Below are 14,675 nucleotides of genomic sequence, written 5' to 3'. Positions count from 1 at the left end.
CTAGGACATCTAGGATTCCGGCACGTGGAATCCTTGTAGGGTTGAATCAAACCCCCGCGCTGAACGAAGGAGAGCCCGATGAACCCGGACCCGGTCGGAACCACCAAAACCGAGGTCAAGGGCGCAACCTTGCCTCCCCGCTTCGGATCTTCCGAAGTGCCGGCTGCGCGGGCAACACAGGACCGCATCGACATTCCCGAATTTGCGCCCTCCCTTGAACCGGAAGGCGACATCACCCCGGACCGCTTCCTGGACCGCGAGCTGAGCTGGCTCGCCTTCAACTCCCGGGTTCTCGAGCTCGCAGAGGATCCGGACCTCTTCCTGCTGGAGCGGGTCAATTTCCTCTCCATCTTCGCCTCGAACCTGGATGAATTCTTCATGGTGCGGGTTGCCGGCTTGAAGCGGCGCATCGCCACCGGGCTCGCGGTCCCCTCCCCCGCCGGGCTGAGCCCGATCGAAGTCCTGGAGCAGATCGGCGATGCCGCCCGGAAGCTGCAGGAACGACACGCGCGCGTGTTTGCCGAGCAGATCCGCCCCGCTTTGGCCTACGAGCACATCCACCTCATGCGCTGGGACGAACTCGACGACGAGGCCCAGCACCGCTTGAGCATCATGTTCGGCGAGAAGGTCTTCCCGATCCTCACCCCGCTCGCCGTTGATCCCGCCCACCCGTTCCCATATATCTCCGGCCTTTCCCTCAACCTGGCCGTGATTGTCCGCAACCCCGTGAGCGACAAGGAACTGTTCGCACGCGTCAAGGTTCCGGACCAGTTGCCGCGGCTAGTCTCGATCGACGGACCGCGTGCCGGCGCGGTCCCGGGCCGCGTGGCACGATTCATCGCGCTCGAAGAGGTCATCGCCGTGCATCTGGACAAGCTGTTCCCCGGAATGGAAGTCATGGAGCATCACAGCTTCCGCGTCACCCGCAACGAGGACGTGGAAGTTGAAGAGGACGACGCCGAGAACCTCCTGCAGGCGCTTGAAAAAGAACTGCTGCGCCGCCGCTTCGGCCCGCCCGTCCGGCTTGAGGTCACCACCGACATCAACCCGAACATCCGTGCGCTCCTGGTGCGGGAACTCGGCGTCGAGGAATCCGAGGTGTACTCCGTTCCGGCTCCCTTGGACCTCCGGGGCCTGTCGGTCATCGGCGGAATTGACCGCGCCGACCTCCACTACCCCAAGCACGTGCCCCACACCTCGCGGTACCTGAACGAATCCGAGACCTCCAAAGCCGCCAACGTCTTCGCGGCGATGCGTCGCCGTGACATCCTGCTGCACCACCCGTACGACTCGTTCTCGACGTCGGTCCAGGCCTTCCTGGAGCAGGCCGCCGCCGACCCCAAGGTCCAGGCCATCAAGCAGACCCTGTACCGCACGTCCGGCGATTCCCCCATCGTGGACGCACTGATCGACGCCGCCGAGGCCGGCAAGCAGGTCCTGGCCCTCGTGGAGATCAAGGCCCGCTTTGACGAGCAGGCCAACATCTCCTGGGCCCGCAAACTCGAGCAGGCCGGCGTGCACGTGGTGTACGGCATCGTGGGACTCAAGACGCACTGCAAGTTGTCCCTGGTTGTCCGTCAGGAAGTGGATGGCCTCCGCCGGTACTGCCATATCGGCACGGGCAACTACCACCCGCGGACGGCCCGCTACTACGAGGACCTTGGCCTGTTGACCTCCAATGAGCAGGTGGGCGAGGACCTGTCCAAGCTCTTCAACCAGCTCTCCGGATATGCCCCCAAGTCGACCTTCAAGCGGCTCCTCGTGGCGCCGCGCTCGGTGCGGTCCGGTCTGATCGACAGGATCGAGACCGAGATCCGCAACGCCCGCGCGGGAATTACCGCCAAGGTCCAGATCAAGGTCAACTCCATGGTTGACGAGGCCACCATCGATGCCCTTTACCGGGCGTCACAGGCCGGGGTAAAGGTTGACGTCATTGTCCGTGGCATCTGCTCGCTGCGTCCGGGAGTGCCTGGACTGAGCGAGAACATCACGGTGCGCTCCGTCCTTGGCCGCTTCCTGGAGCACTCGCGCGTGTTTGCCTTCGCCAATGCCAACGATCCCGTGGTCTACATCGGCTCTGCGGACATGATGCACCGCAACCTCGACCGCCGGGTTGAGGCCTTGGTACAGCTCTCCAACCGCGAAGACACGGCCGAGGTCATGGACCTGCTGCGCCGTTACATGGACCCAGGCACGGCCAGCTGGCACCTCGACAACCAAGGCCACTGGACCAGGTTCCACCAGACCGAAGACGGCACGCCGCTGTTGGACATCCAGTCCTGGCTTCTTGCCTCCCGGTCCCGCCAACGTGCAGTTGCCCGGCGGTAGGCAGCGAAAAGTTGAAGAGCGATACACCTGTTGCAGACCAGACGGACCATCCCGGGGAGCCGATCGCCGTCACGGCGGCCGGCGCTATTCCTTGGCGCGTTACCAAGGGTGCCCTTGAGGTCCTGCTGATTCATCGGCCAAAATACGACGACTGGTCCTGGCCCAAGGGCAAGCTCGACTCCGGGGAAACCATCCCGGAGTGCGCCGTCCGCGAGATCAAAGAGGAGATCGGCCTCGACGCTGCCCTCGGGATCCCCCTTCCTCCAACCCACTACCATGTGGCGGCCGGGTTGAAGGTGGTGCATTACTGGGCCACGCAGGTCAACGGGTCCGTCATCAGGCCGGACGGCGGGGAAGTGGATGCCTACATGTGGGCCGCGCCGGACAAAGCGGCACGTTTCCTCAGCAACCCGACGGATGTGGGACCCCTCCAGGCGCTGGCGAAGGCACACCTGAATGGTGAGCTGGAGACCTGGCCCCTGATTCTGGTGCGCCATGCCAAGGCCAAGCCACGATCCTCCTGGTCCAAGGCCGAAGGCAGCCGGCCGCTGGCCGTGACCGGACTGCGGCAGGCGCTGGCCGTGGAACGGCTTCTGGGCGTGTGGAAGCCGCTGCGGATCGTGAGCAGTCCGTGGGCCAGGTGCGTATCCACGATCGCACCGTACGCCAAGGCAGCCGGAGCCAAGGTGAAACTCGTGGAGGCCTTGACCGAGCACAACCACCAGAGGAGCCCGAGGAAGACGTCCGCCGTCGTCGAGGGCTTGTTCGACAAGCAGCGCGGGGTTGCGCTGTGCACCCACAGGCCGGCACTCCCCACCGTCTTGAAGGCGCTCGGCGAGCGTATGGGCCCCGAGCTTCACGGGATGCTGCCTGCCCAGGATCCGTACCTGGCGCCTGGCGAGATGATCGTGTGCCACGTGGCCCAGGCAAACGGCCAGCGCGTTGTGGCCGTGGAACAGATCAAGCCCTTCGACGACTGACTCCAGTAAGCTGGGTGCGTGAGCATCCCAACCCCATATGAAGACCTCCTGCGCGACGTCATGGCCAACGGCACACATAAGTCGGACCGTACGGGCACCGGCACGCGGAGCGTTTTCGGCCGCCAGCTGCGCTTCGATTTGAGCCGGGGTTTCCCGCTCATAACCACCAAACGGGTGCATTTCAAATCCCTCGCGCTGGAGCTCTTGTGGTTCCTCCGCGGCGAGTCGAACGTGAAGTGGCTCCAGGAGCAGGGTGTCACCATCTGGGACGAGTGGGCGGACGCCCATCGCGAACTCGGCCCCGTGTACGGGGTGCAATGGCGCAGCTGGCCGACCCCCGATGGCGGGCACATTGACCAGATCGCCGAGCTCATGAAGGGCCTGGCCGCCAACCCGGATTCGCGCCGGCACATCGTCTCGGCATGGAATGTGTCCGAGATCAAGGACATGGCGTTGCCGCCGTGCCACGCGTTCTTCCAGTTCTACGTTGCCGACGGCAAGTTGTCCTGCCAGTTGTACCAGCGTTCGGCGGACATGTTCCTGGGCGTTCCTTTCAACATCGCTTCCTATGCGCTGCTGACCTGCATGGTGGCCCAGCAGCTGGGCCTTGAGCCTGGCGATTTCGTCTGGACCGGCGGGGACGTCCACGTTTACGACAACCACGTGGAGCAAGTCACCGAGCAACTCTCCCGGGAGCCTTACGAGTACCCGCAACTGCGCTTCGCCCGCAAGCCGGACTCGATTTTCGACTACACCTTCGAGGACTTCGAAGTAGTCGGCTACCGCCACCACCCCTCGATCAAAGCGCCCGTGGCGGTATGAACACCCAGGAAACTCCTGCCGCGGAAACGCTCAACGGAATCGGCCTGGTCTGGGCACAGACCGGCAGCGGAGTGATCGGCAAGGGCGGGACCATGCCTTGGCACGTTCCCGAAGATCTGCAGCATTTCAGCCGGCTGACAAAAGGACATCCGGTCATCATGGGCCGGAAAACCTGGGAGTCCTTTCCGGCAAAGTACCGGCCCTTGCCCGGCCGCACCAATATCGTGGTGACCCGGCAACACGGCTGGGCGGACTCGCCCGAAGCACGGGGCGCCGTCGTGGTTTCATCCCTTGACGCAGCCCTGCTCGAGTCCCAGTTCGCACCGGGCGGCCAGAATGTCTGGATCATTGGCGGCGGCGAAATTTACCGGCAGTCCATGGATATCGCGAATGTCGCCGTCGTCACGGTTATCGAAACCGACACCGACGGCGACACTTACGCGCCGGAGTTCGGCGAGGCCTGGAATCTTGAGGCGACGGAGCCGGCTGAAGGCTGGCTGACGTCCAAGAACGGCACCAACTACCGGATCGCCACGTGGCGCCGGACGGAAGACTGAGAATGCTGAAGAAACCTGAGACCCTGTTCGTGCTCGGCTACATGTTGTTGCCGCTCTTCGCGCTCCTGTCCGCGATCGTTGGACTCACCATGATCCTGGGCGGCAACAAGATCCTGGGAATCATCGTGCTTGTAGTTGTGACCCAGGTCTTCGCTTTTGGCGCCTTCTACGCCCTGCGCGCCCGCAAGGCGGCCCTGCTGGAAGAACCCGACTCCGGCAAGTAAGGCTCTGTGTGCCCTGCCCAACTGACTCGCATTAGTTGTCGTTATGAACGCCCAAAACGACAACAACTGCGGGGGCCCACGCCGCCAGGGTTCCCTGGCCGAGCTTGCGAGGCGAGGGCTGCGGTGGGGACAGTTGGGTTTGTCGTGGATTTCCTCGTGACGTAACCGACAGCGGCCGGGAGCCGCGAAAGTCTAGACTGGTTCAATGACTACAGCAGCTAATCCGTCCGTTGGACTGGTCGGTTGGCGTGGCATGGTCGGCTCCGTCCTGATGCAGCGCATGCAGGAAGAGGGCGACTTCGCCAACATCAACCCGGTATTTTTCTCCACCTCGAACGCTGGAGGTGCCGCGCCGTCATTTGCCGACGGCTCAGGCAAGCTCGAGAACGCGTTCGATATTGAGACTCTTGCCAAGCTGCCGATTATTGTCACGGCCCAGGGCGGCGACTACACGAAGCAAGTCCACGGTGAGCTGCGCGGCCGCGGCTGGGACGGGCTGTGGATCGACGCCGCGTCCACCCTGCGCATGAACGACGACTCCATCATCGTGCTGGACCCCATCAACCGCGACGTCATCGACGCAGGCCTGTCCGGCGGCGTGAAGGACTACATCGGCGGCAACTGCACGGTTTCCTGCATGCTCATGGGGCTCGGCGGCCTGTTCAAGAACAACCTGGTCGAGTGGGGTACCTCCATGACCTACCAGGCGGCCTCGGGCGGCGGTGCCCGCCACATGCGCGAACTGCTCAATCAGTTCGGCACCCTCAACAACGAAGTCAGCAGCGAACTGGACGATCCCGCCTCCGCGATCCTGGAAATCGACCGCAAGGTCCTTGCGACCCAGCGCACCGGCGTCGACGCCACCCAGTTCGGCGTGCCGCTGGCCGGCTCCCTGATCCCGTGGATCGATGCCGACCTCGGCAACGGCCAGTCCAAGGAAGAGTGGAAAGCCGGGGTGGAAACCAACAAGATCCTCGGCACGGGCAACGGAAAGCCAGGCAAGGACCATGTGGTCATGGACGGCCTCTGCGTCCGTATCGGCGCCATGCGCTCCCACTCCCAGGCACTGACGCTCAAGCTGCGCGAGGACCTGTCCGTCGCCGAAATCGAGAAGCTCCTCGACGCTGACAACGAGTGGGCCAAGGTCGTTCCCAACACCAAGGAAGCCTCCATGGCGGACCTCACCCCGGTAGCCGCCTCCGGCACCTTGGAGATCCCCGTGGGCCGTATCCGCAAGCTCGAGATGGGCCCTGAGTACATCAGCGCCTTCACGGTGGGCGACCAGCTCCTCTGGGGCGCTGCCGAGCCGCTGCGCCGCATGCTGAAGATCGCTACGGGCATCCTCTAGGACTCCTGCTTTCATCAACTAACTCGCAGTTGTTGTCGTTTTGAGCGCTCATAACGACAACAACTGCGAGTCAGTTGGGAGTCCCTCAACTCTCCATGAACCGCAGGTACTTCGCGGCCTGGAGTTCGAAGGAGCGCTTGGCCGCCAGAGCCAGGCCTTCAGTGGCGAACGGTTCGGGCACGACGACGGCGGTCCGGCCGGTGCCGCTGCGGGACCAGGTGCCCACCACTTCGCCGCGGGACACGATCATCCGTTTGAAGACACCGTTGCCGCCCGGAACGACCTTCTGGAAATGCTCCGGGGGCAGGACAAGGCTGCGGTCCGTATACCCCAGCAGGAATTCATCGAATCCCGGCAAGGCGAGGACCGTCCGCGAGCCGGGGACGCCGTCGTCGAGCAGTGCTGCCGTCTCAGGCGACAGCCAATAGGACGTTCCACGGAAGACGAGCTCAACGAGTTGGCTGCGAATAGCCTCGTGGGCTGCCCGGACCTCGGCTTTGGGAATCTGGGTCCACCACGCGAAGTCCGAGAGCGTGGCCGGTCCGTGGCTGCGCATATACCTGAGCAGGAATTCGGCAATTCCCTCTTCACGGCCTAAGGCCTTGGATTCCGGAATCCACTCATCGAAGGCCACGAATAGTTGCTGTCCAAGCGCTTTGCCTGCCGTGCCGGCCGGAGGACCTTGGACCAGCCAAGCGTTCTGGCACAGGATCCACAGCAAATGGATCCCGCGTTGGGCCGTGGTCACTTGGCCTGCGGATTCGAAGATCTTGAAGAGTTCCTCGCGCGTTGCGCCTGGGCTTCCGGCGACCCGTTCAAGGGCAAGGTCCCGGCACGTCGCGATGTCTGCCTCGTCGATCCCAAGCTCCCGATGCCGTGCGGCAACCGAACGCATGGACCGATCCGTGGTGATGGCCAGGATCCAGCGCAAGTCCTGCGGCGGAACCAAGTGAAGTGTGCCCCGCATGGGCCAGGACCGGACCACTGTGCCGTTCTCCAGCGCTTCCAGCACCTTCGAGAGGCCGGAACCGGGGACCCGCTGTCCCACCGCCCAGAACGCCGAGGCAAGGTCCTGGGCCTGCATCGCGCCCATCCTGGAGACGCATTCCTCCGGGCTACTGAATCCGCCAAGCAATCCTTGGCTCGCAAGGCGCAGCCTGCCCATGACTTTGGGAGTGACGCTGATCTTCGTCGAAGCTGCCATGGCCCCATCATAGGATGCACGGCGGACAGCTTCGGTCCTCATTAGCACGCTGGAGGAACTCCCATGCCGCTCACAGGGGCCTTCCAGCGGGCCCTCCTACGCTAGGGGAATGCTGTTCGGTGAGTTAGGTCCGCTGCTGCGGCCGCTCAGCCGGCGGTTAGCGGCCGCTGGTTGGTGCGCCGCCGCCGTCGGGCTTGTCTGCGGCTTGGCAATAGCTGTTGGTGCGGGGGTCCGGTTGTCCCCGTCGATGCAGGCTGTCCAAGAGGTGGGACTCGCCGCCACTGGCGCCGCGGCCCTGCTTCTGGGCCTTGCCGCCGCGTGCCAGCCCTCGTCCGAGCGGCACGTTGACGATTCCGAACCAGGGTTCCAGACAGGCGCGAGCGATCAAGTGCGCAGCTTCCTGCTTGCCGCCATCGTTATGCTCCTGGGAGTGGCAGGCTTTGCGGCGGCCGGCTGGATTTCGCCCGGCGGTCCGTCGCCCCAGAGCATAGCGTTCAGCCAGATCTTCCTCTTGGGGGCCGCCAGCTGCGGGCTGACGTTCCTGCTGCTCAACAAGGTCCTCCCGAGCGGAAAGCGCTGACGGGCGTTCCTCGCGGGTTCCTAAGCGGTTTTCTACAGGGCCAAACCGATCAATAGCGGCTCCGGATGCAGCTCAATGCCAAAACGCTCGACGACGCCGCGGCGAACCTCGCGCGCGATCGCCACCATGTCCTCCGCGCTGGCTCCCCCCCGGTTGGTGATGGCCAGGGTGTGTTTGGTGGACAGCGAGGCGCGGCCGCCGGAGACGCTTGCGGGTTCGAGTCCGAAGCCCTTTCCGAAGCCGGCCTGGTCGATCAGCCAGGCTGCCGACAGCTTGACGAGTCCATCGTTTCCGGCCGGGTACTGGGGCGCTCCCTCGGGCAGTGACGCGGCCGCTGCGGCCGGGACAATCGGGTTGGTGAAGAAGGAGCCCGTGGAATAGGTGTCCCTGTCCGATGCGTCGAGGACCATGGCCTTGGAGGCACGCAGCCGCAGGACTTCGCGCCGGACGTCGTTGGAATACGCGCGTTTCCCGGCCTCGACCCCGAGTGACCGGGCCAGCTCTGCGTACCGGATGGGCGCGCTCATGCGTCCGAGCGGCAGCTGGAATTCAACTGTCAGCACCACGTATCGCGGTGAGCCCTCGGTGGTGGTCTGTTTGAGGATGGAGTCCCGGTAGCCGAACTTGAGCTCGGAGTTGGTGAAGGTTTGCACGGCGTTGCGTTCGCGGTCCCAGGTACGGACCGCGGCGATGGTCTGGGAGACATCGGCACCGTAGGCGCCCACATTCTGAACAGGAGTGGCGCCCGTGGCTCCGGGGATGCCGGAAAGGGCCTCAAGTCCCGACCACGCGTGCAGCACCGAGTGCTCCACGAAGGCATCCCAGTTGTGCCCGGCCTGGACCACCACGGAAACGCCTCCGCAGCTATCCTCCGAATTGACGGTGAAGCCTTGCGAAGCGATCTTGAGCACGGTGCCCGGGTATCCGGCGTCAGAGATCAGCAGGTTGGAACCACCACCGATGATGAGCAGTTTGTCGCCCGCAGCATCCGCCGTGCGGACGGCGTCGATGATTTCCGCTTCGTTGCGGGCCTCCACGAAGGTGCCGGCGGGGCCACCAACAGCGGCCGTGGTCAGTTCGGAAAGCATCGTCTGGGTCACCAAACAAGCCTAGCGGGGATTGCCTGCCCCAGCCGACTCAGGGGTGCGCCGACTCAGGGACACGCCGGCTCAGGCGCGCGCTTAGGGGTGCGCCGACTCAGGCGCGCGCTTCCGCGAGACCGGCGCCAGGAAGAAGCTCGCGATGAGCAGGACCAGGACGGCGAGCAAGGAATGCAGGATGCCGAAGTGCTCCGCCAGCAGTCCCAAAAGCGGCGGACCGCAAAGGAAAGCTCCATAGCCGATCGTGGAGACGACTGAAACCCGGGCCGCCGCATGGGCTGGATCGTCCGCGGCGGCGGACATGCCCACCGGGAACCCTAAAGAGGCGCCAAGACCCCAGATGGCCAGAGCAGCGAAGGCGAGCCACGGCACGGGGGCGAAGACAAAGAGCGCCAGGCCCACCACAGCCGTGGCCGAGCACCAGCGCATGACGGGCACCCGGCCGAAGCGGTCCAGGACCACCGTCCCGGCAAAACGGCCCACAGTCATGAAGGTCACGAAGATTCCGTAGCCGATGGCTCCGGCAGCATCGGATTGACCGTGGCCATCGGCCAACGCCAAGGCCACCCAGTCCCCCGCCGCGCCCTCAGCCAAGGCGAGCCCCAGGACGAGCAATCCAAGCAGGAGGGTCCGGCGTTCGCGCCACGCCCGCGCCACCATGCGCTTGCTGTCCAAAGGTTCGGCAGGTCCCTGCTGGCCGGGCTGACTCGGCTGGATGACCGGCAAGGGGCCGGTTGAAGGATCTTCGAAGGTGTCCGGCCTTTCGGGCTTGAAGGCCTTGGCAGCCCCTCGCGCTATGGAATGGCGGGTGATATCCGCACGGAACCAGGCAGTGGCTGTCACCACCGAGACCGCGACCACCAGGCCGGCCGCGGCCAGATGCCAGAAGACCGGCAGTCCCGCGGCGGCGGCCCAAGCGCCGAGCCCTGCGCCCGCAACGGTGCCGAGGCTGAAGGATCCATGGAGACGAGGCATGATGTGCCGTTCGAGGGCGCGTTCCAGTGACGCCCCCTCGACATTCGATGCCGTGTTCCAGCTGGCCGTGCCGAGGCCGATCACCATGAGTCCAAGCGCTACGACCACCGGGCTGGCCAGCACGGACGTGCCAAAACCGGCAACCGCGAGGCCGAGGCCCACCATGGCGCCGCCGATCCGCGTGGTCAGTCGTGATCCGAGCCGGATCACGATCACCCCGGACGCCGACACAGAGAGAAACGATGCCACAGTCATGCACATCAGCAGGAGCCCTACCGTGCCGGGCGTCAGGTTCAGGCCATCGCGGATCGCGGGCAAGCGGGAGACCCACGAAGAGAAGGCCAGGCCGCTGGCGCCGTACGCGGCCACCACAGCATTACGCCACCGCGACAATTCCGCCGCGGTGGCGCGAGGTGCTGATTGTTGCAACCGGCTCAAGCGAGCTTCACAACGGCCTGGGACTTCATGAGGACCTTCTGGCCGGCAAAGGTGACAGTCAGGTCGATGCGCGCGGTGCGGGCTTCGGCGTCGAGCGCTCCCACCACTCCGGCAACCTCAATCACGGCGCCGGGCTCGCTGGTACCGGTCGTGTCGGTGACCAGCACCGGTTTGGTGAAGCGCGTCTGGTAGTCGACGACGGCGGCGGGGTCGCCGGCCCAGTCGCTCACCAGTTGCACGGCGGAGCCCATGGTGAACATACCGTGGGCGATGACTCCGGGAAGTTCGACGCCGGTGGCGAAGGATTCGTTCCAGTGGATCGGGTTGAAGTCGCCGGACGCGCCGGCGTACTTGACCAGGTCCTGGCGCGTAACCTCGATGCTGCGGGTGCCGATTTCCTGCCCGACGGTGAGTTCTTCAAGTTTCAAGCTCATGGTTACTGTCCCTCTCCGCGGACCAGGATGGACGAGGTGGTGGTGGCGACCCTTTCGCCGTCCACCGTCGTGATTTCCGAACGCGTGGTGATCATGGCCCCGCCGCCCATGGCGCGGACGCCGTCGACGTGCAGTTCGGCCCGCAACTGATCCCCCGCAACGATCGGGCGGTGGTGCGTGAAGCGCTGATCCGCGTGAACCACGCGGCTGAAGTCAATCCCGGAATCGGGGTCCTCGATCAGCTGGGCATCGGCCCGCTGCGCGACGATGATGGCGAAGGTCGGCGGGGCGACGAGGTCGCTGTGGCCAAGTGCTTTGGCGGCTTCGACGTCGAAGTGGGCGGGATGGGTGGCCTTCACGGCCCGGGCGAACTCCCGGATCTTTTCGCGGCCGACGTCGTACACCTCTGCGGCAGGGTAGCTGCGGCCCTGCAAGTCCGGGTTAATAGTCATAGTCCAACCCTATCGGCCCGGGACGTGTCTCCGGATGAGCATCGACGCCGTACCGCTACTCCGCGGCAGGCGGTCCGAACCATTTGGTGAGCGCATCGTCGAGGCCCAACTGGGATCGGTCTCCCACCCAAGCTACATATCCGTCCGGCCGAATCAACACGGCGGCGGGAGGAGCGACCTCGCCGAGTGCCGGAAGCTCCCAGGTCCCAGGGTATGTGGCGTCGACCAACTGGACGCGGTCCGCCCAAGGCGTGATGTCGATGCCGCCGGGCTCGCCAAGGTTGAGGAGGACCGGCCGGGCATCATGCAGCCGGCTGAAGACGCGCAAGGGGCCGTCCGGAGTGACGAGGTCGAGATCGGGCATTCGGCGTCCGAGCAGCGGGTGCCCCTCGCCGGCGTCGTAATGTACATCGAGGCCGGATTGCATCGCGGCGAAGGTCTTGCGCGGTTCCTCCATGCCGAGGAGCTCGGCAATGACCTCGCCCACGGCTTTTGTGCGTTCGTCCGGGCGGCGAAGGGCGACGCTCGCCATCGTGTTTCGCAGCACACGGGCGGCCACCGGGTGGCGCTCGGCGTGGTAGCTATCGAGGAGGCTCTCCGGCGATGTCCGCTTGACCACCTGGGCCAGCTTCCATCCCAGGTTCACGGCATCCTGCACACCCGTGTTGAGGCCCTGTCCGCCGTCGGGGGCATGCACGTGCGCGGCGTCGCCGGCGAGCAGGACTCGTTTGTCGCGGTAGCTCGCGGCCTGCCGGGTCATATCGGTGAATCTGGAGATCCAAATAGGGCTGTGGATCCCGTAATCCGTCCCGCATACGGCGATGAGTGCCTCGCTCAGGTCATGGAGGGTGGGTTCGCTGGCGGGGCCTACGTGCTCTTCGGTCACCATGACCCCCACGGGCCCGCCATCCGCGTAAACCACCTTGCCGTCGAGAATCTTGTAGTCCAGCTTGCCGAAGGAGTGGATGCCGAAAGCATTGGGGTGGACGCCCAATGGCGGCAGCTCGGTCATCTCGACCTGGGCGATCAGGGCACTCGTGGTCGGATCCCAGCCGGGGAACTCAATGCCGGCTGCCTTGCGGACCAGGCTGCGTCCGCCGTCGCACCCGACGAGGTATTCCGCGCGCAACGCCCCGCGGTCGGACAGCTCGACGTCGACGCCGGTCGCGTCCTGCGCGAAACCGGTTACCTCGCGTCCGTAATAAATCGGCACCGCAAGCTCGGCGACCCAGCCGGCCAGGATGCGCTCTATGTGGTTCTGCCACAGCCCTAGCCCGTAGTTGTGCCGGGTGGGAAAGTCGCTGATGTCAAAACGGACGCCGCCGAACCCCGCCACCTGGGCCACCTGCCCCTCGGACAGGAACCGATCAGCGATTCCGCGCTGATCGAGGACCTCAATGGTGCGCGAGTGCAAACCGCCCGCACGTGAACCGGCGAGATCCTGGTTTGGGCGCCGCTCGACAATCGCGACATCGACGCCGGCCAACGCCAGCTCGCCCGCAAGCATCAGCCCTGTGGGGCCTCCTCCGGCGATCACCACCGCATGCTTGGTCATCGCCGTGCTCCGCCAGGCTACTTCTTCAAGCCCTTGCGCACCTGCTGTCCGCGGACCACCATGCCCACGACATGCAGGACCAGGCCGAGCCCGATCACGAACAAGGACGTCAGTGCAAGGCCTTGGTTATGGGAGGTGTTGCCGATGATCGTAAGGATGATCCCGACGGCGATAAGCCCCATCGCGCTGAAAACCAGCGTCTTGTAGGCGGTAGAGGCCGTGGCCCAGAATTCGTTCAGCACCCCCCAAGTTTAGGGCACTTGCCAGAGCAGCGGGTCCTGGGGGCCCGGAAACCCGGAAACCCGGAAACCCGACGAACGCTCGCTCACCTATCAACGGTTGCGGGCGAACGCTCGCTCACCTATAGCGGCCAAACCGCGGACCCTCGCTCACATATAAACCGTTGCGGGCCGACGCTCGCTCACATATCAACCGTTGCGGGCCGACGCTCGCTCACATATCAACCGTTGCGGGCCGACGCTCGCTCACATATCAACCGTTGCGGGCGAACGCACGCTCAGATCATCTGCGCGATGGTTTCGGGAATTGCCGTCATAAGTGAGCGAGCGTCCTGAAAAGGCCGGACATAAGTGAGCGGGCGTCGGTGGGGCGCCCTTAGAGGGAGGGCTGGACTCCGAAGGCCACCGCGAGCTTCATGATCTTTTCGGCGCGGCCGAGGCGCGGAAGGTCGGAACCGTCGCGGATGACCCTGCCGTTGGCTTCGAAGTCGTTCATGAAGTCGGTGGCCCAGGCGACGTCGGACGGCGTGGGGCTGATGACCTCGTTGATGACCGTGGTCTGGTCGATCGCCAGGCAGAGCTTACCGGTCATGCCCATGGTCACCGTGATTCCGGTCTGCTCGCGCAGGATCGGGTGGTTGGTGCCGACGGTGGGGCCGTCGATCGGTCCCGGCAGGTTGCCAACGCGGCTCGCGACGACGAGCTTGGCACGCGGGTAGGCCATTGCCTCAGGGGTTGCGGCCATGCCGGTGTCCCGGCGGAAGTCGCCCGAACCGAAGGCCAGGCGGAAGGCACCTTGGGCGCGGGCGATGTGGTTGGCTTCCTCGATGCCGAGGGCCGACTCAACGAGGGCGACCACAGGGGTCTTGCCGTCCATGCGGTGGAAGGACTCGGTGACCTGGTCCGCTGACTCGGTCTTGGCCAGCATGACGCCCAACAGGCCCGGCGTGCCACGCAGACCGGCGAGGTCATCGGCCCAGAACGGGCTCGTGGCGTCGTTGATGCGGACCCAGGCCTGGCCGCCGGCGGTCAACCAGTTGATGACGTTATCGCGGGCGATGTCCTTCTGGGACGGGTCCACAGCGTCTTCGATATCAAGGATGACGGCGTCCGCGCGCGATGAGGCCGACTGGTCGAAAAGCTCCGTCTTCATGGCGTTCACGAGGAGCCAGGAACGGGCAATGTCTGCGGGAATTTTGCGGGTTGACCGAATGGACTCGGCGGCGGTGCTTGACGTCATGTATCTACCGTATCCGGCCAGCCGCCAGGAACGCTAAGAATCTGGCACCGGTGTGAGCATCAATACGAACAAAACGATTGTGACAGGCCATCCCCGGATTCCGGACGCAGGGGGTCATGCGGCTCAACCCTGTGACGCGAAGCGAAATGAGTCCTTGCATTGCCCGGAGTTTCGCGCGCATTTCGCCGGATTTCGCCCG

The 14,675-nt window shown here is 64.9% G+C and carries 15 protein-coding genes; 7 read left to right on the top strand and 8 right to left on the bottom strand.

The window, feature by feature from the left end; all coding sequences use genetic code 11:
* Positions 1 to 78 precede the first annotated feature (78 nt).
* The 6 genes from AC4CS3_RS16365 to asd all read left to right on the top strand — a co-directional run bounded on the left by AC4CS3_RS16365 (position 79) and on the right by asd (position 6,259).
* Positions 79 to 2,328, top strand: a complete 2,250-nt coding sequence (locus tag AC4CS3_RS16365; protein WP_236812317.1) for an RNA degradosome polyphosphate kinase — start codon at positions 79 to 81, stop codon at positions 2,326 to 2,328.
* Positions 2,329 to 2,339: 11 nt separating this feature from the next.
* Positions 2,340 to 3,308, top strand: coding sequence for an NUDIX hydrolase (locus AC4CS3_RS16360; RefSeq protein WP_490784357.1), 969 nt, complete (start codon positions 2,340 to 2,342; stop codon positions 3,306 to 3,308).
* Positions 3,309 to 3,326: 18 nt separating this feature from the next.
* Entirely contained in the window at positions 3,327 to 4,130 is an 804-nt protein-coding gene (locus tag AC4CS3_RS16355) for a thymidylate synthase (RefSeq protein WP_490784356.1), read from the top strand.
* The gene (locus tag AC4CS3_RS16350) at positions 4,127 to 4,687 is read left to right on the top strand and encodes a dihydrofolate reductase (protein WP_490784355.1); all 561 of its coding nucleotides are present in this window, start codon (positions 4,127 to 4,129) and stop codon (positions 4,685 to 4,687) included. The genes AC4CS3_RS16355 and AC4CS3_RS16350 overlap by 4 nt, the downstream gene beginning before the upstream one ends.
* A 2-nt stretch (positions 4,688 to 4,689) precedes the next feature.
* Positions 4,690 to 4,911 carry an NF038396 family protein gene (locus AC4CS3_RS16345; protein ID WP_437771080.1) on the top strand — a complete coding sequence of 74 codons (222 nt, stop codon included), beginning with the start codon at positions 4,690 to 4,692 and terminating at the stop codon, positions 4,909 to 4,911.
* A 205-nt stretch (positions 4,912 to 5,116) separates the two neighbouring features.
* Complete coding sequence (asd, locus tag AC4CS3_RS16340; protein WP_490784354.1) at positions 5,117 to 6,259, top strand: aspartate-semialdehyde dehydrogenase; 1,143 nt, start codon at positions 5,117 to 5,119, stop codon at positions 6,257 to 6,259.
* A gap of 85 nt (positions 6,260 to 6,344) precedes the next feature.
* Here the strand turns inward: asd and AC4CS3_RS16335 are convergent, their stop codons facing one another.
* Positions 6,345 to 7,463 carry a winged helix DNA-binding domain-containing protein gene (locus tag AC4CS3_RS16335; RefSeq protein WP_490784353.1) on the bottom strand — a complete coding sequence of 373 codons (1,119 nt, stop codon included), beginning with the start codon at positions 7,461 to 7,463 and terminating at the stop codon, positions 6,345 to 6,347.
* Between the two features lie 109 nt (positions 7,464 to 7,572).
* Here AC4CS3_RS16335 and AC4CS3_RS16330 point away from each other — a divergent pair, with 109 nt between their 5' ends.
* Positions 7,573 to 8,043, top strand: coding sequence for a hypothetical protein (locus tag AC4CS3_RS16330; protein WP_345448664.1), 471 nt, complete (start codon positions 7,573 to 7,575; stop codon positions 8,041 to 8,043).
* A gap of 32 nt (positions 8,044 to 8,075) precedes the next feature.
* On the opposite strand, the gene AC4CS3_RS16325 is transcribed toward AC4CS3_RS16330, so the two are convergent.
* The 7 genes from AC4CS3_RS16325 to AC4CS3_RS16295 all read right to left on the bottom strand — a co-directional run bounded on the left by AC4CS3_RS16325 (position 8,076) and on the right by AC4CS3_RS16295 (position 14,476).
* Positions 8,076 to 9,143, bottom strand: coding sequence for a UDP-N-acetylmuramate dehydrogenase (locus tag AC4CS3_RS16325; protein ID WP_490784352.1), 1,068 nt, complete (start codon positions 9,141 to 9,143; stop codon positions 8,076 to 8,078).
* Positions 9,144 to 9,224: 81 nt separating this feature from the next.
* Complete coding sequence (locus tag AC4CS3_RS16320) at positions 9,225 to 10,556, bottom strand: MFS transporter (protein WP_490784351.1); 1,332 nt, start codon at positions 10,554 to 10,556, stop codon at positions 9,225 to 9,227.
* Positions 10,553 to 10,990, bottom strand: a complete 438-nt coding sequence (locus tag AC4CS3_RS16315; protein WP_236812329.1) for a MaoC family dehydratase — start codon at positions 10,988 to 10,990, stop codon at positions 10,553 to 10,555. Before AC4CS3_RS16315 ends, AC4CS3_RS16320 begins: the two co-directional genes overlap by 4 nt.
* Positions 10,991 to 10,992: 2 nt before the next feature.
* Positions 10,993 to 11,442, bottom strand: a complete 450-nt coding sequence (locus tag AC4CS3_RS16310) for an FAS1-like dehydratase domain-containing protein (RefSeq protein ID WP_306958999.1) — start codon at positions 11,440 to 11,442, stop codon at positions 10,993 to 10,995.
* A gap of 55 nt (positions 11,443 to 11,497) precedes the next feature.
* Positions 11,498 to 12,997 (bottom strand): FAD-dependent monooxygenase, encoded by a 1,500-nt coding sequence (locus AC4CS3_RS16305; protein WP_490784350.1) that lies wholly within the window; start codon positions 12,995 to 12,997, stop codon positions 11,498 to 11,500.
* A 17-nt stretch (positions 12,998 to 13,014) separates the two neighbouring features.
* Complete coding sequence (locus AC4CS3_RS16300) at positions 13,015 to 13,239, bottom strand: DUF3188 domain-containing protein (protein WP_059387331.1); 225 nt, start codon at positions 13,237 to 13,239, stop codon at positions 13,015 to 13,017.
* A gap of 373 nt (positions 13,240 to 13,612) precedes the next feature.
* Positions 13,613 to 14,476: an HpcH/HpaI aldolase/citrate lyase family protein gene (locus AC4CS3_RS16295; RefSeq protein ID WP_441411855.1), complete on the bottom strand. Its 864-nt coding sequence runs from the start codon at positions 14,474 to 14,476 to the stop codon at positions 13,613 to 13,615.
* Positions 14,477 to 14,675 lie beyond the last annotated feature (199 nt).

The sequence above is a fragment of the Arthrobacter sp. SE2 genome (genome assembly GCF_058244265.1).
This window is presented reverse-complemented; position numbering and strand designations above follow the sequence as displayed.

Excerpts from the sequence above, each read along its gene's own strand:
- AC4CS3_RS16365 (WP_236812317.1), top strand. The coding sequence starts at position 79 with ATGAACCCGGACCCGGTCGGAACCACCAAAACCGAGGTCAAGGGCGCA.
- AC4CS3_RS16350 (WP_490784355.1), top strand. The coding sequence starts at position 4,127 with ATGAACACCCAGGAAACTCCTGCCGCGGAAACGCTCAACGGAATCGGC.
- AC4CS3_RS16345 (WP_437771080.1), top strand. The coding sequence starts at position 4,690 with ATGCTGAAGAAACCTGAGACCCTGTTCGTGCTCGGCTACATGTTGTTG.
- asd (WP_490784354.1), top strand. The coding sequence starts at position 5,117 with ATGACTACAGCAGCTAATCCGTCCGTTGGACTGGTCGGTTGGCGTGGC.
- AC4CS3_RS16335 (WP_490784353.1), bottom strand. The coding sequence starts at position 7,463 with ATGGCAGCTTCGACGAAGATCAGCGTCACTCCCAAAGTCATGGGCAGG.
- AC4CS3_RS16330 (WP_345448664.1), top strand. The coding sequence starts at position 7,573 with ATGCTGTTCGGTGAGTTAGGTCCGCTGCTGCGGCCGCTCAGCCGGCGG.
- AC4CS3_RS16315 (WP_236812329.1), bottom strand. The coding sequence starts at position 10,990 with ATGAGCTTGAAACTTGAAGAACTCACCGTCGGGCAGGAAATCGGCACC.
- AC4CS3_RS16310 (WP_306958999.1), bottom strand. The coding sequence starts at position 11,442 with ATGACTATTAACCCGGACTTGCAGGGCCGCAGCTACCCTGCCGCAGAG.
- AC4CS3_RS16305 (WP_490784350.1), bottom strand. The coding sequence starts at position 12,997 with ATGACCAAGCATGCGGTGGTGATCGCCGGAGGAGGCCCCACAGGGCTG.
- AC4CS3_RS16295 (WP_441411855.1), bottom strand. The coding sequence starts at position 14,476 with ATGACGTCAAGCACCGCCGCCGAGTCCATTCGGTCAACCCGCAAAATT.